The organism is Gordonia sp. NPDC062954, from assembly GCF_044543825.1.
Classification (GTDB): Bacteria; Actinomycetota; Actinomycetes; order Mycobacteriales; family Mycobacteriaceae; genus Gordonia; species Gordonia tangerina.
Genome location: NZ_JBITWL010000030.1, coordinates 1 through 20,621 on the forward strand (window position 1 = coordinate 1; position 20,621 = coordinate 20,621).

The window sequence follows — 20,621 nt, forward strand, 5'->3', positions numbered from 1 at the left end:
ACCGCCCCATCACGAAACTCCCGGTCGTACTTCTTCCGCTTCTCTGGCATCGTGCTCCTCATTATCGATGCCTCTACGGTTCGGGGGGAACCTCAAGATGAGCGACAGGTAGTAGATCGGCCCCGGGAACAGGTCGGCGAACACCGGCGGCTGTCCCGCGATCCACACCACCATGATCAGCCAGAAGATCATGTTCATACACGCGATGACCGGGGTGCCGGCGATCAGAAGTGTGAATCGGTACCACGCCACCGGCCCCAAGATGTGCCACAAGGCCACCGGGCGGCGCATATGCACCAGCCACGTCTGCATGTAGCCCTTGTACCAACGCGACCGCTGGCGCACCCAGTTGATCGCGTCGACGTTGGCCTCCTCCAGCGTGATCGAGTCGAGAACCGCGGTGCGGTAACCATTACCGGAGATCCGGACGCCGAGGTCGGCATCCTCGGTCACGTTGAACGGGTCCCAGGCGCCGATGTCGTCGAGGATGTCGCGCCGGAAGTGATTCGACGTACCGCCCAACGGGATCGGTGCGCGACTGACCATCAGGCCGGGCAGGAGGTAGCCGAACCAGATGCCGTAGTCGGCGGTGAACCATTCAGTGAGGACGTTGTCGCGCGGATTGTGGAAGTTCAGCGCGCACTGTACGCACACCACCCGGTCGTCCTCTTGCCGGAAAGCGGCCACCGCTCGCCGCAGCTGCAGCGGGTCGGGCAGGTCTTCGGCGTCGAAGATGGTGACGATGTCGCCGGTGGCGAAGTGCAGACCGTAGTTACAGGCCTTCGGCTTGGTGCGCGGGTCCGCGGGCGGGACCAGCACCACGGTCACCAGGTCATTGTCGCCCACATCGCGAGCCGCGGTGATCGTCGGCTCGTCGTCGGCCTCCAAGAGCAGCAGAACCTGCAGCTTGGCGTGCGGATACACCAGCGACTCCATGGCCGCGATGAGGTCGCCGACCACCTCAGGTTCGCCGTAGGCGGGCACCAGCACGGTGTACCGCGGCAGTTCGTCGTCGGGGATTGCCCGTGCCTGCTCGTCGCTGATCCGGATGGCGCCGTTGACCAGTCCACGCCGGAAGATCACCAACCGATCCAGCAGCGACAGGACGTAGACGACGGTCGCGACGGAGATCAACCCGGCCGCGGTATGCACCGGGAACAGCACGAGCAGGACCACGACGACCACCAGCGCGCCGATGCCGCCGATCTTCTGGCCGCGACTGAACGGCACCGACGCCGACATCTGCGGATCGATGTCACGCAGCCGCTCGACGGCGTCGTAGAGCGCGGCCTCCCGGTAGTCGGCGTCGTCGAGGAGTTCGGCCACGCTTCGGCCATCCCGCGGTGTCATGTCGTCGTCCCGATCGCGTCGACCTGCGCGTTGATGAGATCGGTGGCGCAGTCGATCAGCAGATCTTTGTCCTTGAACTGTGGTTCGAGGTCGGTGACCACCGAGTTGCCGCGGAACAGGACGGTGATGAACGTGTTGAGGTTGCGGACCACCGTCGGCTGCGGCGACGGGAACTGCGCGTCGGGTTCGTGATTGTCGACCGAGACGATGGTGACCCGCTGCGTGGTGGTGCCGTTGTTCCACTCCCACGTGAGTCGGTTGAAGGTGAGGTAGCTGGTGTCGTCGACCACGGTCTGCAGAAACCCGATCACGCCGTGCGGCAGCGGAATCTCCTGCGAGTCACTGAACCGGTCGCCGACGAGGTCGTAGACGAAGAAGATGGGGTACACCTCGAAGGTGATCGGTCGCGAGCTCTCGATGGTGTTCACCACGACCTTGCGGGGCCGGGCGAACTTGTCGAACTCGAGACTCCCCTGCGACTGATACAGATCCTGACCGGTCATCACCGCGTTGCGGCCGTACATCCGCGACACCCACTCGTACTGCCGGACCTGCCCGGCCACCCAACCGGACGGCACCAGCATCGGCGGGCGGGTGTCGAGGCCGTCGATCCGCGGATTAGGGATGTCGCCGAAGGTCGGGATCGGGATGAACGCCATCGCGATCGCCACCGCGGCGAGCAGCATCCCGGGCCGACCGACCTTCTTCACGGCGGGGCGATACTTCTCGCGCCCCAGCGGGCTCCACGCGACATGCGACACCCGGCGACGGTCCACGTACAGCACGGCGCAGGCTGCCAGCGCAGCCGCCACGGCGGGCACGGTCTGGTAGACCCACAGGCGGACATCCGGGAAGACCATGCGCACCACGAACAGCGCCATGGTGCCGGCGACCGCGGCAATCGAAGCCCCGACGAGTCCACGCCGCCAGGTGCGAGCGGAGGCCACCCAGGTCGCCGCCGCGGCGAAGGCGACCATCACGACGCCTGCGGCGACCGGCCCGCCGCGCATCACCAGCACCTCCATCCGGTATGGCACCGGGAAGATCATCAGCAGCAGGAACCACACCCAGCGGTAGCGGGCCACCGGTCGCAGTCCGAACACCAGAGCGCAACTGCCCAGCGCAAAGATCCACAGCGCCAACAGATCGACGTGGCTCACCAGGTAGGCGTCGGTGTAACGCAAGTTGAGGAACTTGACGGTCATCGCGATGAACAGCAGCACCACACCGGCGATCACATCGGTCTGCCGGTCGTGGATCGGCCGTTCCTCGCCGCGGCGCCAGGACACACCCGTCGCGGCGATGAGCACCAGCACCAACACGGCCGGCAGATAGGTGATGATCGTCTGCGAGCCCATCTCGGTGACGACGGCGCCGAGCGTGTTCCAGAACGCGACCATCGTCGCGGCCACCACCAGCGCCCACCGCAGACCCAGGATCCATGTCACGTCCTGCGAGATCCGCTCACGCAGACCCGCTCGCGGTGTCGCCGGTGCGGGGACCGGCGCCGTCGCGGTCACGACGACTCCGGACGCCCGCGTCGTCTCCGGATGACCAGGGTGCCGAAGATCACCGCTCCGGCAAGCACCACCGCGGCGAGCAACGCGACGCCGATGACCCACGGTCCGATCTGTTCGGAATCGGTGTCCGGCGCATTGACCTCGTCGGATGCGACGGACACCGGATCCTGACCGCTGACCTGCAGCACCGCATCTCCATCGAGCGCCGGCCACCGGTCATCGGTGGACAGCCATTGCAGAAGCGCGTCGAGATCACGTTCGTCGTCGGTGGACGTCGCCACCAGCAGGCTGCGCCCGCCCTGCCGGGTCACCTCCAACGCTCCGAACTCGATCCCGGGATTCAGCGTCACTGTGGACGCCTGCCCCGACTCCCCTGCCGACGTGACGGTCAGGGTGCGTCCGTCCGAGGTCAACGGCAGGGTCATCTCCGGCAGCCCCTCGCCGTCGGCGGAAATCAGGATGGCCGGTTGGCCCGACGACGCCGCGGTGTCCATCGAGACCACGTCGATACCCAGCGGCACCGCCGACATCGACTGGAGTCCGGCGACGATCGCGACGGCACGGCCCACGTCGGCCGCGTCACCGTTGGTCCACGCGAGCTGGGTGCGCGGCATCAGCGCCTGCGGCAGCGAGCCGAAACCTGCGGGCTGCGGCGGGTCGGCCTGCTCGGAAGTGATCTCACCGGCCGACGACATACTGAGCGTGTTCCGGTAACCGCTGCCACAGGTCTCGCCCAGATTGCCCCGCTCCAGCGTCAGCGACACTTCGGTGTAGCGCCGCAAAACGTCATCGGGGATGTCGACCCAGGTGTTATAGGTGCCCGAGCCGTCGATCGGGATGGTCGTGATCACCCGGTCACCGACCCGGACGGCGATGGCCCCGTTGCCGGAGTTGGACGGTCCGGGGCTGTACGAACACCGATCAACTGCACTCGTACCCCGGTGGCCGACCAGCCCAGTCGGGTCTGGTCGATGCCGAAGGTGACCCGCGGCCAAGCCGCGGACGTGATCGACTGATCGGGCACGCCGAGGTCGCTCAGCGTCTGCACCGACGCCGGCAGCTGGGGCGCGTTGTGCAGCGCGCCGGCGACCGCCGACGAGCTCAGCGCGATCGGCGCGAGGTTGGAGGTGAGGAACTGGGTCTGGGTGAGCAGATCCTCATCGGACCCGCCGATGACCAGGTAGGACGACCCGCGGGAGGTTTCGATCGCAAGTCCGGGGTCGGCGTCGCCGTTGATGACGATCTGCCGCTCGAGCGGTCCGGCCGCCGTCGGCGGCACCATCGAACCGCGCGACAACGGCACCGTCTCGATGCGGACCGGCGCGGGAGCGTACTGCGACACCACGGCCGACGCCAGATTGACCGCCGCCGCTCCCTCGGCCTCGCGGACATCGTCGGGAACATAGATGGTGAGCCCGCGCAGGGTCGGCGGCAGGAACCCGGCGACGGTCTGCGGAATGGCCTCACGCCCGGTGTAGACCACCTCCGTGTTGGTCAGTCGCAACGCGTTCTCGGGGTCGAACTGGCAGAACCCCTCGACGCGCAGGTAGGCGCGCAGCGTCAGGTCAACGGCATTCTGATCGACCCGAACACCGCGCAGCGACAGCGAGATCGGCGCACCCACACCGGCGGTGAGTGGGGTGCGCGAGATCAGTCGCTCCCCTTGCAGGACATCGATACTGCCGCCGGTAACGAAGGCCGGCACCTGGGTTTCGGCACGCAGAACCGACGGTGTGAGATCAGGTGTGACGGGCAGACTCAAGCTGATCTCACCCTGCTGACCCTCGAACGCGAGGGTCGTCGACGATCCGAGGTCACGCAGACTCATCGGTGGTGGCGGATCGCCGGGCGCCGCCGAGGCCGCACCCGCGAGGCCGACGGAAGCGGCGACCATGCCCAGCACCGCGATGAGAACCGACATCGCCTGCACGCGACGGCCATACCCCTGGCGAACGTACATCGAACCCTTCCCTGCGCACGACGCACGGCCCCCACCGCGCACTCCTCACCCCGGAACAACCTACGAACTCCACCTGGAAACCTAGTCGAAACCGATCTCGGTGGCAGGACAACGACACGGACCCGCCGTCGGCGTTTTCGGCGCCCGGGCGATCGGTTTCGGTTTCGGCCCCCGTTGCGCATTCGAGTCGCAACCGTTTCCCAACGGCTCCACGGATTCTGGAACGATGGCGGGAGTGTCGAGCGTGACCATCGGTGATCGGGTCGACGGCGGCGTCTACATAGACGTCGGCGGACGACGGATCTGGCATTTCTGTGGCGGCGACCCGTCCGGGCCGCCGGTGGTGTTGCTGCATGGCGCGTTCGGGTCGGCGTCCACCTGGGGCGCACAGTTCAGCGACTTCATCCGCGCCGGCTTGTCCATTTTCGCTCCCGAACGCAGCGGGCACGGGCATTCGCCCGACCATGACGGGCCGTTCACACTCGACGACATGGTCGCCGAGACGATCGGCTACCTCGAGCGGGCGGTGGGCGCGCCGGCGCACCTCGTCGGCTGGAGCGACGGGGCGGTGATCGCGCTGCTCGTCGCTCGCAGCCGGCCGGACCTGGTGAGCCGTGTGGTGACGACATCGACTTACATCAACCAGACCGGCCACGATGCGGCCGAGTTCCTGGACCTGATCCGGTCCCGCCATCCGGCGACGGTGGAGTTCCTGCGCGACGGGTATGTCGCGGTGACCCCGGACGGGCCGGAGCACTTCGGCGTCGTTTACGACAAGACGTTCGCCATGCTGGAACACGAACCCGACTTCGACCTGTCAGTGCTTGCCGGGGTCGCTGCTTCAACGCTGGTGGTGGCGCCCGATCACGGCGTCGGCCTCCTCGACCACGTGCTGGACATGGTCCGGGCACTGCCCAAGGGCCGGCTGGCCGTGCTGCCGGGCACCCACATCCTGCCGGTCGAGGCACCGGAACTCTTCAATCCGCTGGTGGTGTCCTTCTTGGCCGCCGACCCACCCCACCATTGGGTGCCCTACCGCTGACCGAAGGGCACATCAGGCCGGTACATGCACCTTGCGCCAGGCCACACGGCGCGCCCCGTCCGGATCGGTTTCCACACGATCCGGGTTGTCGATGACCAGTACCTTACGCGTGGCCGGATCGTAGGTGGGCCAGCCCAGCCCGGGCACACCCGCCGTTGCGAATGCGCCCCACCGGGCCTGCACCGACCGGATCATCCGGCCCGTCGAGCGCCAGTCGCCCACCGCGAGACCGGCACCGATCGCCGACCGAAAGGCCCCGAACACCGCGAACAATTCGGTGGCGTGGGTGGCACCCATGCCGGTGGCCTTCAGCATCCGGCTGCGGAAGTCGTAGCGGTACACGTAGGTCGGGGCCACCGCGGCGTGACCCTCCGCGAAGGCCACCATCGGCGCCCAGAACACCGAATCCGCCGACAACCGGATCAGGTCGCTGTCGCCACCGTTGTACAGCGCGCTGATCTCTCTGCGCGACTGCTCGTCGTCGACACGCACCAAGGCCTTCTCGGCATCGGGCAGGACGTTCCAGAGTTTGCTGAACAACAGCCCCTCGTCGCGGTTGCTGCCGATGATCAGCGGCACCGGATGAGTTTTCCCGGCCGCGGCCATCTGCAGCGGCAGTGCGGGCAGGTACTCGCCGTCGATCACCGGCCCGAACGGGATCGGGTCTCCGAGGCCGGCCACCTGCGCGAACTTCATCAGTCGATCGCCTGCGCGCAGGATGTCGCGAGCGGAGGCGCGGGCGAGCACGTTCTGCACCTCGTCGGCAGAGATCGGCTCGACCCCGTCATCGAGCTGCGTGGCGCGACGATCCGGGTCACGCAGAATACGCACGAACTCGTCGGCGTAGGCGCGGGCGGCGTCGGCGCCGATGGTGAGGTCGGGCGCCGGGCTCTGTGAGATGGCCCGGGCGAACAGTCCCTTCGCCGCCGGTGCGCACATCAGCGAAAGCACCGCCGACGCTCCCGCACTCTCGCCGAAGACGGTGACGTTGTCGGGGTCACCACCGAAGGCGGCGATGTTGCGCTGCACCCATTGCAGAGCCGCGACCTGGTCTTTGAGGCCCAGATTCGAGTCGAACGGGCGCTCGTCGGTGCTGTAGGCGCTGAAATCGAGGTAACCGAACGGGCCGAAACGGTATTGCACCGTCACTACGATCACGTCCTCGGCACGCGCGAGCAATGAGCCCTCGTAGAGCGGGGTGGCCGCAGTACCCAGGATGTAGGCGCCGCCGTGGACGAAGACCATCACCGGCCGAGGCCGCGACGACGACTTCTCCGGGGCGAACACGTTGAGCGTCAGGCAGTCCTCGCCCATCGGCTGGTAACGGCCGGGGCCGACCGCGGTGTACATCTTCTCCTGGATGGCCGCCTTGCCGAATCGGGTGCAATCGCGCACTCCCGGCCACGGATGCACCGGCTGGGGGTCGCGGAACCGCAGCCCGGCCACCGGCGGTGCCGCGAACGGGATGCCCTTCCAGCTGATGGTGCCGCGCCGGGTGCGCTTGCCCCGGACCCCCTCGACGATGCCATCGGCCGTGGTAACCCTACTATCGATCGCTGTCATATAGCCCAAGATAATGCAGCATGGTCCACCGTCGAGTGACCCCCGTCACGCCGGGTTCCGCGCCACCCGCCGACAGAACCCAGAATCTCGCCGACAGAACCTAATCTGGCACCAACAGAATCGTCAGCGGGCCGCCAAGCCGATCCCTGCGGCGGCCAGAGCGTTACGGACCGCCCGGGCATGCTCCACCGCCCCCGGGGTATCACCGTGCAGACATACCGACTCGGCCTCGATGCGCATCACCGTTCCATCGACGGCCCGAATCTCGTGATGTTCGACCATCGAGACCACCCGACGCGCGATCTCATCGGTGTCCGTGAGCACCGCACCCTGCTCCGATCGGGGCACAAGCGTGCCGTCCGGGCGGTAGCCGCGATCGGCGAACGCTTCCGCGATGACCCGGACACCTCTGCACTCTGCGCGGCGCAACGAAAGCGAACCGGGCAGCCCCATCAGCGGTAGGTCGACACCGAGTTCGACGATGGCGTCGATCACCGCATCCGCCTGATTTTCGTGTGCGACGATCGAGTTATACAGCGCACCATGCGGTTTCACGTACTCGACATCCGCCCCGACGGATCGTGCGATCGCCTGCAGCGCACCGATCTGATAGATGATGTCGGCGGTCAGTCGGGCCGGTTCGATGTCCATGAACCGCCGACCGAACCCTTCGCGGTCGGGATAGGAGACCTGCGCGCCGATGCGCACACCGGCCGCCGCGGCGGCCCGACAGGTCGCGAGCAGTTCGTGCGGATCGCCGGCATGAAATCCGCAGGCGACGTTCGCGCTGGTCACCACGCCGATCATGGCCTCGTCGTCGCCGACCCCCTCGCCGAGGTCGGCGTTCAGGTCGATGATGATCTCCGACCGCGTCATGAGCTCAGTCTAGTGACGACGCGCAACGCCGAAGCCTGACGGCAAGCCGGTGGCGTCGACCAGATCTCGGGTCCATCGACGACATCCAAGGTTCTGTCGGCGCGCGACCGGGATGCATCGGCGAGATTCTCGGTTCTCTCGGCGAGATTCGGGGTTCTGTGGGCGGAGTCAGGCCTGCCGACGCTGACGGGCGAATTCGGCGAGCACCACACCGGCGGCGACCGAGGCGTTGAGGCTCTCGACGTCACCGGCCATCGGGATGGACAGGATCGAGTCGCAGTTCTCCCGGACCAGCCGCGACAGCCCCTTGCCCTCGGAGCCGACCACGATGACCGTCGGCCCGGTGCCGTCGTACTCGTCGAGGGTGACATCACCCTCGGTGTCGAGTCCGACGAGCTGCGCCCCCGACGCGGCCCAATCCTTGAGTGTGCGAGTCAGGTTGGGCGCCTGCGCGACCGGCAGCCGAGCCGCGGCACCGGCACTGGTGCGCCACGCGACCGCGGTGACGCTGGCGCTGCGGCGCTGCGGGATCACCACGCCGTGGCCGCCGAATGCGGCCACCGAGCGGATCACCGCGCCGAGGTTGCGCGGATCGGTGATGTTGTCCAGCGCCACCAGCAACGGCGGTGTCCCGCTGTCGATGGCCTCGCGCATCAGATCGTCCGGGTGGGCGTAGCTGTATTCGGGCACCTGCAGGGCGACGCCCTGGTGCATGCCGTTGGATGCCATCCGGTCGAGTTCGGGCTTGCCGACCTCGAGGATGGTGATCGCATTGTCACCGGCGATCTTGACAGCCTCGGCCACCCGATCGTCCGGTTCGGAATTGGTCGCCAGATACAACGCGGTCGCGGGCACGCCGGCACGCAGACACTCCAGGACGGGATTGCGGCCCAACACGTACTCGGGCCCATCGTCCTTGCGGTTGGCTCGCGGACGTCCCGTGGTGGATTTCGATGCGGCCTTGGCGCGCTTGTGCGCCGGGTGATACGGACGGTCGACGGCCTTCGGCGTTGCGCCCCGCCCCTCCAGGCCACGTCGACGCTGACCGCCGGAACCGACGGTCTGCCCCTTCTTGGTCCCCGACTTGCGTACGGCACCTTTACGTTTGGAGTTTCCGGCCATGTCAGGAGGTTCCCTTCAGCGACCATTGCGCCCCGTCGGGGGTGTCGGTGACCTCGATGCCCGCCTCGGCGAGTCTGTCACGGACGCCGTCGGCGGTCGCCCAGTCCTTGTCGGCGCGCGCCTGTGCACGCCGCTGCAGTTCGGCTCGAACCAGCACGTCGAGGGCGGTGGTCGCGGCCGATTCGTCGGTCTGTTCGTCGAGCCAGTGGGGGTCGAGCGGGTCCACCCCGAGGATGCCCATCATCGCCCGCACCGACGATGCGGCCGCCAATGCGCCTGCGCCGTCGCCTGATTCGAGCGCGGTGTTGCCCTGACGCACCACGTTGTGGACCACGGCGAGCGCAGCCGGGACACCCAGATCGTCGTCGAGCGCGGCACCGAATTCGGCCGGGACGTCGCCGGCCTCGACGGCACCGACGGCACCGACGCGAGCGGACACCCGGTTGATGAACGACTCCACCCGCCGGTAACCCGCGGCCGCCTCGGTGAGCGCGCCCTCGGAGTACTCCAGCATCGACCGGTAATGTGCGCTGCCCAGGTAGTAGCGCAGTTCCACCGCGCGCACCCGTTCGAGCATCGCGGGAATCGCCACCACGTTGCCCAGCGACTTGCTCATCTTCTCGCCACCCATGGTCACCCAGCCGTTGTGCAGCCAGTAGCGGGCGAACGGATCACCGGCGCCATGCGCCTGCGCGATCTCGTTCTCGTGGTGCGGGAAGATGAGATCCATTCCACCGCAGTGGATGTCGAATTCTGCGCCGAGAAGCGACGTGGCCATCGCCGAGCATTCCAGATGCCAACCGGGCCGGCCGTGTCCCCAGGGGGTGGGCCACGACGGCTCGTCGGGCTTGGCCGCCTTCCACAGGGTGAAGTCGCGCGGGTCGCGTTTGCCGGTGCCCGCACTCTCACCCTGGTGCACGTCGTCGAGTCGGTGACCCGACAACGCACCGTAGTCGGGCAGGCTCTGCACGTCGAAGTACACGTTGCCGTCGGCGGCGTAGGCGTGCCCGCGCTCGATCAGACGCTGCATGTACTCGACCATCTGGGTGACGAATCCGGTGGCGCGAGGCTCACCGGACGGCGGCAGCACGCCGAGAGCGTCGTAAGCGTTGTCGAAGGCGCGTTCATGTGTGGCGGCCCACTCCCACCACGGCCGGCCCGCGTCGTCGGCCTTGCGCAGGATCTTGTCGTCGATGTCGGTGACGTTGCGAACGAACAGCACGTCGAGGCCCTGGTGCTGCAGCCAGCGTCGGAGCACGTCGAAAGCGATGCCGCTGCGCACGTGACCGATGTGCGGGATGCCCTGCACGGTGGCGCCACACAGGTACACCGAGGCGTGGCCGGGGTGCAGTGGAACGAAGTCACGCACCTCTCGGGTTGCGGTGTCATACAGGCGCAAGGTCACGACGTGCGAGTCTACCTGGTCAGATTCCCCGTTCGGGTCGCCCGGGCGATCGCGTCAGTCGAGCAGGGCGGTCGCAACCGCCGCCACGCCTTCGCCGCGACCTGTCATCCCCAGTCCGTCGGTGGTGGTCGCCGACACCGATACCGGTGCGCCAAGCGCCGCACCGAGCACCCGCTGCGCCTCGTCGCGACGGGGTCCGATCTTCGGCCGGTTACCGATCACCTGGACGGCGGCGTTGACCACGCTGAGCCCTTCGGCGTCGATGAGTGCCCGCACGTGTTCGAGCATCGCGACCCCGGACACCCCCGCCCATTCGGGCCGACCGGTACCGAACACTGAGCCCACGTCACCGAGACCGGCGGCCGAGAGCACGGCGTCGCACAACGCGTGCGCGCCGACGTCACCGTCGGAATGGCCGGCGCATCCGGGTTCGTCGGGGAAATGCAGGCCGACCATCCAACACGGCGAGTCGGCATCGACCTGGTGGGCGTCGGTTCCGATGCCGACTCTCATGTGGAGCTCCGATCGTGGGTCGGGTGGTCTCGATACGGCTCCTCGCTGCGCTCGTCGCCTACTCGACCAGCGGAAGGATACGGGTCCCCGCCGCCGCCCACGGCACCAGCGGAAGGATACGGGTCCCCGCCGCCGCCCACGGCACCAGCGGAAGGATACGGGTCCCCGCCGCCGCCCACGGCACCAGCGGAGCGATACGGCTCCGCGCTGCGGCCGTCACGCACGTCACCGGCGGAAGAGTTCGGCTCCGCGACGACGTCGCGGGCGATGCGCAGATCCCACGGGGTGGTGATCTTTAGGGCCAACGGGTCACCGGCGACGACGTGCACCGGGATGCCGCAGCGTTCGGCCAGGCCGGCGTCATCGGTGGCGAGACCGAGGTCGTCTGCGTGCGCGCGTTGCAGCGCATCGCGGGTGAAGCCCTGGGGCGTCTGGACCGAACGCAGCACCTCGCGGTCCACAGTCGCAACCACGCGTTCGGCACCGTCCACCGGATGAGGGTCGATGCGTTTGAGGGTGTCGGCAACCGGCAGACCGGGCACCACTGCCGGATGGCCCGCGCGAACGGCCGCGACTACTCGTTCGAACACACCTGGCGGGGTGAGAGGACGTGCGGCGTCATGGACGAGCACGATGTCGGCGGTACGCACAGCAGCAATGCCGGCACGGACCGAATCGGATCGGTGTGCACCCCCGGCGACCACGACTGCCTCGGGCACGAGTCGCTGCGCAGTGTCGATCAACTCTGCCGGGACCACCACGACGACGGTGTCGGCAACGCCCGCATCGAGCACGCCGGCCACGCAGACCTCGAGGATCGTCCGGGCACCCAGTTCAACAAAGGCCTTGGGTACCGGCTCGCCAAGCCTGGTTCCGGACCCTGCGGCCGGGATGATGACGCCGACGCTCACGACGAGCCCTCGCCACACCGAGCGCGCAGCCATGGCTCGTCCGCCTCATTTTCGATCCTCCCCCGAATGTATTCGGAGAAGGAACGAAGATCAGGGGGACGAACCGCGGCAGCCGAGAAGTCAGCCACGTACGCGACTCAGGACGCCGCGGCCAGGACCTCGTCGAGGATGCTGGTGGCCTTGGCGTCGTCGGTGTTCTGCGCCAGCGACAGTTCGTCGACCAGCACGCGACGAGCGCGGGTCAGCATGCGCTTCTCGCCCGCGGACAGCCCACGATCCTGTTCGCGACGCCACAGGTCGCGGACGATCTCGGCGACCTTGATGATGTCGCCGGAGATCAGCTTCTCCTGATTCGCCTTGAAGCGGCGGGCCCAGTTGGTGGGCTCCTCCGTGTGCGGGGCGCGAAGCACCTGGAAGACCTGGTCGAGACCCTCTTCACCCACCACATCGCGCACACCGACGTATTCGAGCTTCGTCGAGGGGATCTGGACGGTCATGTCACCATCGGCGACTTTGAGAACAAGGTATTCGATCTGTTCACCCTTGATGGTCCGAGTCACGATGTCTTCGACTCGAGCAGCACCGTGATGGGGGTAGACAACGGTGTCGCCAACTTTGAAGTTCAATGTTCCATGCCCCTTTCGAGTACAGCCAGTCTAGCACGGGCGTCCGAGAGGGCACACCCAACGGTGCAGGTCAACGCCCTGAAGCGGCACCTACGCAGCCCTCTGGAGAGCGTACGGACCTGCATAAACCACGCCGTGATCGGCCCCACAAACCCGTCCTGGAAGCCTGTGCACAACCCGACGCGCAGGGGCCTCGGCCGACCAATCGGGCACCCGATCGGACTTTTGCGCCCGGCGCCCACTACGCTGCGTAGTGCAGGGTTCGCGCCGAGTGGCGTGTCGCCTTCGATGACCTGGGAGGAACGGGTGTCAGTGCTTCGCAAAACCGCTCGACGTACGACGACCGGGCGCGCCTTCGGTGGGCGCGCCGTGAAGGCCACGGCGGTAGCCGCTTTCGGCATCGCGCTTGCCCTCGGCACCACCGCCTGCGGCGCGGGTCAGATCTCGCAGACCGCCAACATGGAACCGGCCGTGAACGGCAACCTCGCCACCCTCGGCTCGCTGCAACTGCGCGACGTGCAGATCATGTACCCGACGGAGAAGTCCGACGAGGTGTTCGGCAACGGCGGACCCTTCGAGGTCTCCTTCGTCATCAGCAACATCGACCCGATCGAGAACGATCGTCTCCTCGGCATCGACGCCCCTGCGGGCGGCACCGTCAGCATCACCGGTGACAATCGCGACATCCCGGCCGGCCAGGCCCTGCGTGCCGGCGAGCCGGTGGGGTTGCTCGTGCCCGAAGACGTCGAGGCGACCGACGAACAGGAACGGCTCACCGTGACGCTGTCCGGTGCCGGCGATTCCGTCGCCCCCGGACTGACCACGCCGCTCACCTTCCGCTTCGAGAACTCCGGCGAGGTCACTGTCGAGACCCCCGTCGATGCCGGCACCTACATGGTTCGCCAAGACAAGATCCGGCAAGCCGAGCCGCCGGCCGATCAGCACGCCGGCGAAGAGCACTGAGCTCGGAGTCCCAGACACAGAACACCAACCTCACCTGCTGCCCAGCCTCCTGCGCGGAAGCCAAAGGGCGGCAGGTGAGGTTTTGTGTACGCCTGCGGGCGCGCGCGGAAGTGTTGTCGGGCATCGCGACTAGGGTGGGCGCGTGGCAAAAGCGAGGTCGACGTTCCGGTGCAGCGCCTGCGGACACACGGTCGCCAAATGGGTCGGCCGGTGTCCGGACTGCGGCGCGTGGGGCACCGTCGACGAGGTCGCATCGGTGCCGGCACGATCCAACGGCGTCGGCGGGGTCGCGCCGACGAGTCCGGCCCGCCCGCTCACCGAGATCAATGCCGACTCGTCGGCGGCCATCGCCACCGGGATCGGTGAACTCGACCGGGTGCTCGGCCGCGGTGTGGTGCCCGGGTCGGTGATCCTGCTCGCCGGTGAGCCCGGGGTCGGCAAGTCCACCCTGCTGCTCGAGAGCGTCAAACACTGGGCGCGAGGCGGTCGCACCGCGCTCTATCTGACCGGTGAGGAATCCGCGGGGCAGGTGCGCATGCGCGCCGAGCGCACCGACGCGGTCCACGAGAACGTCTATCTCGCAGCGGAAACCGATCTGGCGACAATCCTCGGCCACGTCGACGCGGTGAGTCCGTCACTGGTGATCGTGGATTCGGTACAGACCGTCGTGGCCACCGGCACCGACGGCGTCACCGGCGGCGTCACCCAGATCCGCGCAGTCACCACCGCGCTGGTGTCGATGGCCAAGAACCGCGGCATCGCAGTGATCCTGGTCGGGCACGTCACCAAGGACGGGGCGGTGGCGGGGCCGCGGTCGCTCGAGCATCTCGTCGACGTCGTGCTGTCGTTCGAGGGCGATCGCCATTCGACGCTGCGGATGGTGCGCGGCATCAAGAACCGTTTCGGCGCCGCCGACGAAGTGGGGTGCTTCGAACAGCGCGACGACGGCATCCATGAGGTCCCCGATCCCTCCGGAATCTTTCGTCACGAACGCGACGTCGACGTCAGCGGTTCGACGGCGATGGTGGCGATGGACGGTAAACGGGCGCTTGTCGGCGAGATCCAGGCGCTGACCAACAAATCGTCGATGGCCATGCCGCGACGGGCAGTCTCCGGTGTGGACTCGGCGCGGGTGGCGATGCTCATCGCGGTCCTGCAGAGCCGTCTCGGCGTGAAGCTGGACGATCAGGAGGTCTATGTGTCGACGGTCGGCGGCATGCGGGTCACCGAGCCCGCCACCGATCTCGCGATCGCGCTGGCCATCGGTTCGGCCGTCAAGAATCAACCGATCCCACACAACACCGTGGCGATCGGCGAGGTCGGCCTGGCCGGTGAGGTCCGCCGGGTGACGGCCGTCGCACGCCGGGTGGCCGAGGCGAAACGACTCGGCTTCGCCCACGCGATCATCCCCGCCGGCACCGACGAGAAACTGCCGTCCGGTATCCGGATAACCCGCGTGGACAATCTCGCGCAGGCGATCGCGGCGAAGCGCAAGCGCGACGTGGTCGACGCCCCGTTTTGAACCCGGCGCGTCCGGCCCCTACTACGGGCGCGACATCCGAGCCTTGTACTCGTCGGCGAGCCGGCTGTTGGCCAGATGGTCGGCGAAATGCTCGCGCACATCGATGGTGACGAAGATTGCGTGGCCGGTGGCCACGGGCTCATCCGGATCACCGAGGTGGGCGATGCCCTCGGCGTAGATCTTGCGGCGCTGGCGACCGAGCAGCTTCGCCGTGAACTGCAGCTGCGATCCGATCGGGATCGGCCGCTGATAGTCGACCTCGAGGTGCACGGTGACCGCCGACGGCCCGATCAGCAGCGGAATCATGCCCATCACGTCGTCGAACGCCGTCGACAGCACACCGCCGTGAATCACCCCGGGACCGCCCTCGAAGCGTGCGGCGACATCCATGGTCGCGGTCACCTCGAAGTCCTCGCCGGCGAACATCTGCAGGTGCAGGCCCTCGGCCGACTCCTCGCCGCAGCCGTAGCAAAGCGGATTGTGCATCCGCATCCGCTCGCCGGCCTTCGCCGCCTTCGGATGGCGCTGGACTGCATCGAGGTCGGCAGGCACCACAAAACTGCTCTTCACGTCCCGATACCCTAGTCGCAGCGCACCTGCCCGCGGTGGGCAGACCCACCCGTAGCCGTAGGAAGGCCGACATGGCGGAGACCGCGACATCCGAGCTCACCCGGGAGACCCTGGCGCGGGTCGCCCCCGGGACCGGACTGCGCGACGGACTCGAACGCATCTTGCGTGGCGGCACCGGCGCCCTCATCGTCATCGGCCATGACTCCGACGTGGAACGGATCTGCGACGGCGGGTTCCACCTCGACGTGGAGTTCGCCCCGACCCGCTTGCGTGAGCTCGCCAAGATGGACGGAGCGGTGGTGTTGTCCACCGACGGCAAACGGATCGTGCGCGCCAACGTCCAGTTGGTGCCCGACCCGTCGATCCCGACCGAGGAATCCGGCACCCGGCATCGGGCCGCCGAACGCACGTCGGTGCAGACCGGCCATCCGGTCATCTCGGTGAGCGCCTCGATGTCGATCGTGAGTGTCTACGTCGGCGGAGTGCGCCGGGTCGTCGAGAGTCCCGACCCCATCCTGTCGCGCGCCAACGTAGCCCTGGCCACCCTGGAGCGGTACAAGATGCGGCTCGATGAGGTGATCGCCGGCTTGTCCCGCGCCGAGATCGAGGACTACGTGCTGCTGCGTGACGCGATGTCCACCGCGCAGCGGATGGAGATGGTGCGCCGGGTGTCGGTCGAGATCGAGGAGTACGTCCTCGAGCTCGGCGTCAACGGTCGCCAGGTGAGCCTGCAGCTCGAGGAACTGATCAACGACAACGACACCATGCGCGAGTTGCTGGTTCGCGATTATTTCGCCAGCCCCGAACCCGCGGGCACCGAGGAGGTGCGCCAGACGTTGGAGACCGTCGAGCAGCTGTCGGACGCCGACCTGCTCGACCTCACGCTCCTGGCCGGCGCGTTCGGCTACCCGACGACGATCGACGCGCAGGACACCACGATGAGCCCGCGCGGCTATCGACTGCTCGCGCGGATCTCGCGTCTGCAGTTCGCGCACGTCGACCGGCTGGTGCGCAGTTTCGGCACCCTGCAGGCGCTGCTGGCCACCAGTGCCGCCGACCTGCAGGCCGTCGAGGGCATCGGCAGCATCTGGGCGCGCCACATCCGCGAGGGACTCTCCCGTCTCGCCGAGAGCAGCATCGAACGCTACGAGTAGTCGCGCCGAGTAGGCGGCGCCCCGCAGGCCTCGACTTCTGCGGCCGGAACCGTGTGCTCACCCAACCGGGGCGGCGCCGACCGGTAGGTCGCAGGGGTGGCCGACAGACGGATCGGGTTGGCGACGGTTCGGACGGACATGGCTCGGCCCGGGTCCGCGATCTCGACCACCGGCGTCAGCCCCAGCCGCTCGGCGAGCGCGAGAGCGTCAGCGATGTCGTTGAGCGGACCGCACGGCACGCGCCGTTTCGTGAGCTGCTCGAACCAGGCGTCGGCGGTGTGCGCGGCGAGCGCCGTGTTCAGGATCTCGCCGAGCTCCTCACGATGCGCCACCCGCGCCTTGTTCGACGAGAACCGCTCGTCGGCAGCAAGTTCCGGCCGGCCCAGCGCGTCGACGAGGGCAGCGAATTGACGATCGTTGCCGACTGCGAGCACCAGCGGCCGATCCGCCGTGCCGAACACCTCATAGGGCGCGATGCTGGGATGCCGGTTGCCCATCGCGTGCGGCACCACGCCCGCGGTCACATACGCCGAGGTCTGATTCACCAGCGCGGACAGCAACGACGACAGCAGGTTGACCTCGACCCGCTGCCCCTCACCGGTGCGATCCCGATGCCGCAGCGCAGACAGAATGCCAACGGCCGCATGAAGTCCGGTGATCACGTCGACCATCGCGACACCGACCTTGGTGGGTGTGTCCGGGTCGGGGCCGGTGATGCTCATCAGGCCGCCGACGGCCTGGATGAGCAGGTCGTAGCCGGGAAGCTGATTGCCACCGCCGAAGCCGGTGACCGAGCAGTAGACGATGTCGGGGTTGATCTCACGCACCGCGTCGTAGCCGAGGCCGAGGCGATCCATGGTGCCGGGCAGGAAGTTCTCCACCACCACATCGGCGCGCGCCACCAGCCCGCGGGCGGCGTCGAGCCCGTCGTCGTCGGTGAGATCCAGTGCGACGGACTGCTTGTTGCGGTTGGCCGACAGGAAGTACGACGACTCGACATCATCACCGGTGCCCACCCAGGGCGGCCCCCAGGCGCGGGTGTCGTCGCCCGCACCCGGCCGCTCGACCTTGATCACCTCGGCACCGAGATCGGCGAGCAGCATCGTGGCATACGGCCCCGCCAGCACTCGACCGAAATCGGCGATGACCAGCCCATCGAGTGCGGCCGTCACCGGAATGCGCCCTCCCCGGTCAGCGCCTTGCCGATGGTGAGTTGATGCACCTCGGAGGTGCCCTCGTAGGTGAGCACCGACTCCAGGTTGTTGGCATGTCGGATCACCGGATACTCGAGGGTGATGCCGTTGGCGCCCAAGATGGTTCGACATTCACGCGCGATCGCGATCGCCTCACGCACGTTGTTGAGCTTGCCGAGACTGACGCGCTCAGGGGTGATCTCGCCGCGGTCCTTGAGCCGGCCGAGGTGATAGGCCAGCATATGCCCCTTACCCACTTCGAGCGCCATGTCGGCCAGCTTGGCCTGCGTCAGTTGATATCCGGCCAGCGGCTTGTCGAACACGTGGCGCGACTGCGCGTAGTCGACGGCCACCTCGAGACAGTCACGTGCGGCCCCCATCGCGCCGAAGATGATCCCGAACCGTGCCTCGCCCAGCGAGGTCAGCGGCCCGCGGAGACCCGCGGCCTCCGGCAGCATCGCCGAAGCCGGCAACCGGACGTCATCGAACACCAGCTCGGAGGTCACGGATGCGCGCAGCGAGAGCTTCTTGGTGATCTCGGGCGCGGAGAAACCCGGGGTGTCGGTCGGGACGACGAATCCGCGGATGCCGCGGGGACTGTCGTCGAGGTCGGTTTGTGCCCACACGACCGCGACGTCGGCGATGGAACCGTTGGTGATCCACATCTTGGTGCCGTTGAGCACCCAGTCGTCGCCGTCGCGCTTGGCGTTGGTGCGCATCCCGGCGGGGTTGGAGCCGAAGTCGGGTTCGGTGAGCCCGAAGCAGCCGATGGCCTTGCCCGCAGCCATCCGCGGCAGCCATTCCTGCTTCTGCTCCTCACTACCCCAGTGATGGATCGAGAACATCGCCAGCGAACCCTGCACCGACACCAGACTGCGAATGCCCGAGTCGACGGCCTCGAGTTCCAGGCAGGCCAGGCCATAGGCGGTCGCGCTCATGCCCGGGCAACCGTAACCATCGAGATGCATACCCAACGCCCCGAGCTCACCGAGTTCCTTCGCGAGCTCCCGGGCCGGCAGCTGCGCATCCTCGAACCACTCGGCGATGTGCGGACGCAGGCGCTCCTCACCGAATTTGCGCACGGTGTCGCGGATCGCGATCTCCTCCGGTTCGAGCAGCGAGTCCAGCGCGAACAACTGACCGAGAGTCTGGGGTCGGGACATGTGGTCTACCTCCGATGGCAGCGTCGGCAACAGTCTCAGACTACTGCGCTTTGGTATGAGAGATCGTTCTCGCTAACGTTTGCGAGAACGTTTGCATGGCCTAGGCTAGGGGCACACACGCGGTTCGTCAACGGCGTTCGAGGGGAGGCTGCGCACGTGACCGAAGCAGATCGGGTCCCAACGCTGAAAGAAATCGCCGAACGGGCCGGCGTGCACGTCTCGACCGCGTCGCGAGTGCTGCGCCAGCCGGAGCCCGCGGTGGGCTGGTCGGAATCGGCCCGACGAGTGCGACAGGTCGCCGACGAACTCGGCTACCAGCGCAACATCTGGGCGGCAAGCCTGCGTACCCGCAAGACCACCACACTCGGGGTGGTGATGACACGGCTGACCGACGGTGTGGTCGCGACGACCTACCAGGGCATCGAGGAAGCCGCGTCGAAAGCCGGGTACTCGGTGCTGCTGTCCAGCCCGCCCGATGAGCTCGCCGCCCAACGCCGGGCCATCGAATTGCTGGTGGGTCGACAGGTGGACGGACTGATGATCAGCGGCCTGCACACCCCCGGCGATCCGTTCGTCGATTCGTTGGCGCTCGGCCGACTTCCGCTGCTCGCGGTCACCCGCCACGCCGGGTCGTCGTTGCCGTTCGTCGGCGGCGACGACCGGCACGGCGGCTATCTCGCCGCGCGCCACCTGCTCGACCGCGGCCACACCGACCTCGCGGTGATCGCGGGCCCACCGCACGCCACCACCGCATCGGACCGAACCGCCGGATTCCGCGCCGCCCTCGAGACGGCATCGGTGCCGCTGCCGGACAGTCGGGTCGTCGGATCCGGTTTCGAGGTCGATGGCGGCATCGTTGCCGGCCGGCAACTCCTCGACAGCCCGGACCGACCCCGCGCGATTTTCGCGGTCTCCGACACGATCGCCATCGGTGTGATGGGCGTGGCCCGCGATCTCGGTCTGCGCATTCCCGAGGATCTCGCGCTGATCGGCTACAACGACATCCCGGTGGTCGCGCAGTTGCCGGTCCCACTCACCACCGTGCGATCACCGGCACATGACATCGGCGCCACTGCCACTCGCCGCCTGCTCGACCTGGTCGCCGACCGCGAACCGGAAACGATTCGCCTGCCGGTCGAGCTCATCGGTCGAGCCACCACCTGACCCG

At 67.7% G+C, this 20,621-nt stretch carries 18 protein-coding genes and 1 pseudogene; 5 read left to right on the top strand and 14 right to left on the bottom strand.

Going from position 1 to position 20,621, the window contains the following annotated elements:
- Positions 1 to 9 precede the first annotated feature (9 nt).
- The 4 genes from ACIGKQ_RS21950 to ACIGKQ_RS21965 are packed head-to-tail and all read right to left on the bottom strand — an operon-like array spanning position 10 to position 4,830.
- The gene (locus tag ACIGKQ_RS21950; RefSeq protein ID WP_396574938.1) at positions 10 to 1,350 is read right to left on the bottom strand and encodes a glycosyltransferase; all 1,341 of its coding nucleotides are present in this window, start codon (positions 1,348 to 1,350) and stop codon (positions 10 to 12) included.
- Positions 1,347 to 2,870, bottom strand: a complete 1,524-nt coding sequence (locus tag ACIGKQ_RS21955) for a hypothetical protein (RefSeq protein WP_396574939.1) — start codon at positions 2,868 to 2,870, stop codon at positions 1,347 to 1,349. The genes ACIGKQ_RS21950 and ACIGKQ_RS21955 overlap by 4 nt, the downstream gene beginning before the upstream one ends.
- A complete protein-coding gene (locus tag ACIGKQ_RS21960) occupies positions 2,867 to 3,721 on the bottom strand; it encodes a hypothetical protein (protein ID WP_396574940.1) in 855 nt (284 codons plus the stop codon). Before ACIGKQ_RS21960 ends, ACIGKQ_RS21955 begins: the two co-directional genes overlap by 4 nt.
- Positions 3,718 to 4,830, bottom strand: coding sequence for a hypothetical protein (locus ACIGKQ_RS21965; protein ID WP_396574941.1), 1,113 nt, complete (start codon positions 4,828 to 4,830; stop codon positions 3,718 to 3,720). The genes ACIGKQ_RS21960 and ACIGKQ_RS21965 overlap by 4 nt, the downstream gene beginning before the upstream one ends.
- A gap of 235 nt (positions 4,831 to 5,065) precedes the next feature.
- Here ACIGKQ_RS21965 and ACIGKQ_RS21970 point away from each other — a divergent pair, with 235 nt between their 5' ends.
- Positions 5,066 to 5,872: an alpha/beta fold hydrolase gene (locus tag ACIGKQ_RS21970; RefSeq protein WP_396574942.1), complete on the top strand. Its 807-nt coding sequence runs from the start codon at positions 5,066 to 5,068 to the stop codon at positions 5,870 to 5,872.
- Between the two features lie 12 nt (positions 5,873 to 5,884).
- Here ACIGKQ_RS21970 and ACIGKQ_RS21975 read toward each other — a convergent pair whose 3' ends face one another.
- From ACIGKQ_RS21975 to ACIGKQ_RS22005, 7 genes and pseudogenes are all read right to left on the bottom strand, one after another.
- A complete protein-coding gene (locus tag ACIGKQ_RS21975) occupies positions 5,885 to 7,435 on the bottom strand; it encodes a carboxylesterase/lipase family protein (protein WP_396574943.1) in 1,551 nt (516 codons plus the stop codon).
- 123 nt (positions 7,436 to 7,558) lie between these two features.
- Positions 7,559 to 8,311: a 5-oxoprolinase subunit PxpA gene (locus ACIGKQ_RS21980; protein ID WP_235724144.1), complete on the bottom strand. Its 753-nt coding sequence runs from the start codon at positions 8,309 to 8,311 to the stop codon at positions 7,559 to 7,561.
- A gap of 168 nt (positions 8,312 to 8,479) precedes the next feature.
- On the bottom strand, positions 8,480 to 9,433 hold the full coding sequence (gene rlmB / locus ACIGKQ_RS21985; RefSeq protein ID WP_235724145.1) for a 23S rRNA (guanosine(2251)-2'-O)-methyltransferase RlmB: 954 nt from the start codon (positions 9,431 to 9,433) through the stop codon (positions 8,480 to 8,482).
- Between the two features lies 1 nt (position 9,434).
- A complete protein-coding gene (cysS, locus tag ACIGKQ_RS21990; protein ID WP_396574944.1) occupies positions 9,435 to 10,838 on the bottom strand; it encodes a cysteine--tRNA ligase in 1,404 nt (467 codons plus the stop codon).
- Between the two features lie 54 nt (positions 10,839 to 10,892).
- A complete protein-coding gene (gene ispF, locus ACIGKQ_RS21995) occupies positions 10,893 to 11,351 on the bottom strand; it encodes a 2-C-methyl-D-erythritol 2,4-cyclodiphosphate synthase (RefSeq protein ID WP_328714639.1) in 459 nt (152 codons plus the stop codon).
- A 245-nt stretch (positions 11,352 to 11,596) separates the two neighbouring features.
- Positions 11,597 to 12,295 (bottom strand): annotated as a pseudogene (gene ispD, locus ACIGKQ_RS22000) (2-C-methyl-D-erythritol 4-phosphate cytidylyltransferase); the annotation flags it as partial.
- Positions 12,296 to 12,399: 104 nt separating this feature from the next.
- On the bottom strand, positions 12,400 to 12,888 hold the full coding sequence (locus ACIGKQ_RS22005; protein ID WP_160900148.1) for a CarD family transcriptional regulator: 489 nt from the start codon (positions 12,886 to 12,888) through the stop codon (positions 12,400 to 12,402).
- 306 nt (positions 12,889 to 13,194) lie between these two features.
- Here ACIGKQ_RS22005 and ACIGKQ_RS22010 point away from each other — a divergent pair, with 306 nt between their 5' ends.
- Together ACIGKQ_RS22010 and radA are read left to right on the top strand one after the other, a co-directional pair.
- Complete coding sequence (locus ACIGKQ_RS22010; RefSeq protein ID WP_235724148.1) at positions 13,195 to 13,851, top strand: hypothetical protein; 657 nt, start codon at positions 13,195 to 13,197, stop codon at positions 13,849 to 13,851.
- 142 nt (positions 13,852 to 13,993) lie between these two features.
- Positions 13,994 to 15,373, top strand: a complete 1,380-nt coding sequence (radA, locus tag ACIGKQ_RS22015) for a DNA repair protein RadA (protein WP_235724149.1) — start codon at positions 13,994 to 13,996, stop codon at positions 15,371 to 15,373.
- Positions 15,374 to 15,394: 21 nt separating this feature from the next.
- On the opposite strand, the gene ACIGKQ_RS22020 is transcribed toward radA, so the two are convergent.
- The gene (locus ACIGKQ_RS22020) at positions 15,395 to 15,943 is read right to left on the bottom strand and encodes a PaaI family thioesterase (protein WP_235724150.1); all 549 of its coding nucleotides are present in this window, start codon (positions 15,941 to 15,943) and stop codon (positions 15,395 to 15,397) included.
- A gap of 71 nt (positions 15,944 to 16,014) precedes the next feature.
- Here ACIGKQ_RS22020 and disA point away from each other — a divergent pair, with 71 nt between their 5' ends.
- A complete protein-coding gene (gene disA / locus ACIGKQ_RS22025) occupies positions 16,015 to 17,097 on the top strand; it encodes a DNA integrity scanning diadenylate cyclase DisA (RefSeq protein ID WP_235724151.1) in 1,083 nt (360 codons plus the stop codon).
- Here disA and ACIGKQ_RS22030 read toward each other — a convergent pair.
- Together ACIGKQ_RS22030 and ACIGKQ_RS22035 are read right to left on the bottom strand one after the other, a co-directional pair.
- The gene (locus ACIGKQ_RS22030) at positions 17,088 to 18,269 is read right to left on the bottom strand and encodes a CaiB/BaiF CoA transferase family protein (RefSeq protein ID WP_396574945.1); all 1,182 of its coding nucleotides are present in this window, start codon (positions 18,267 to 18,269) and stop codon (positions 17,088 to 17,090) included. The two genes, disA and ACIGKQ_RS22030, sit on opposite strands and share 10 nt — an antisense overlap.
- On the bottom strand, positions 18,266 to 19,453 hold the full coding sequence (locus ACIGKQ_RS22035; RefSeq protein WP_396574946.1) for an acyl-CoA dehydrogenase family protein: 1,188 nt from the start codon (positions 19,451 to 19,453) through the stop codon (positions 18,266 to 18,268). The genes ACIGKQ_RS22030 and ACIGKQ_RS22035 overlap by 4 nt, the downstream gene beginning before the upstream one ends.
- A 156-nt stretch (positions 19,454 to 19,609) precedes the next feature.
- Here ACIGKQ_RS22035 and ACIGKQ_RS22040 point away from each other — a divergent pair, with 156 nt between their 5' ends.
- Complete coding sequence (locus ACIGKQ_RS22040) at positions 19,610 to 20,617, top strand: LacI family DNA-binding transcriptional regulator (protein WP_266060027.1); 1,008 nt, start codon at positions 19,610 to 19,612, stop codon at positions 20,615 to 20,617.
- Positions 20,618 to 20,621 lie beyond the last annotated feature (4 nt).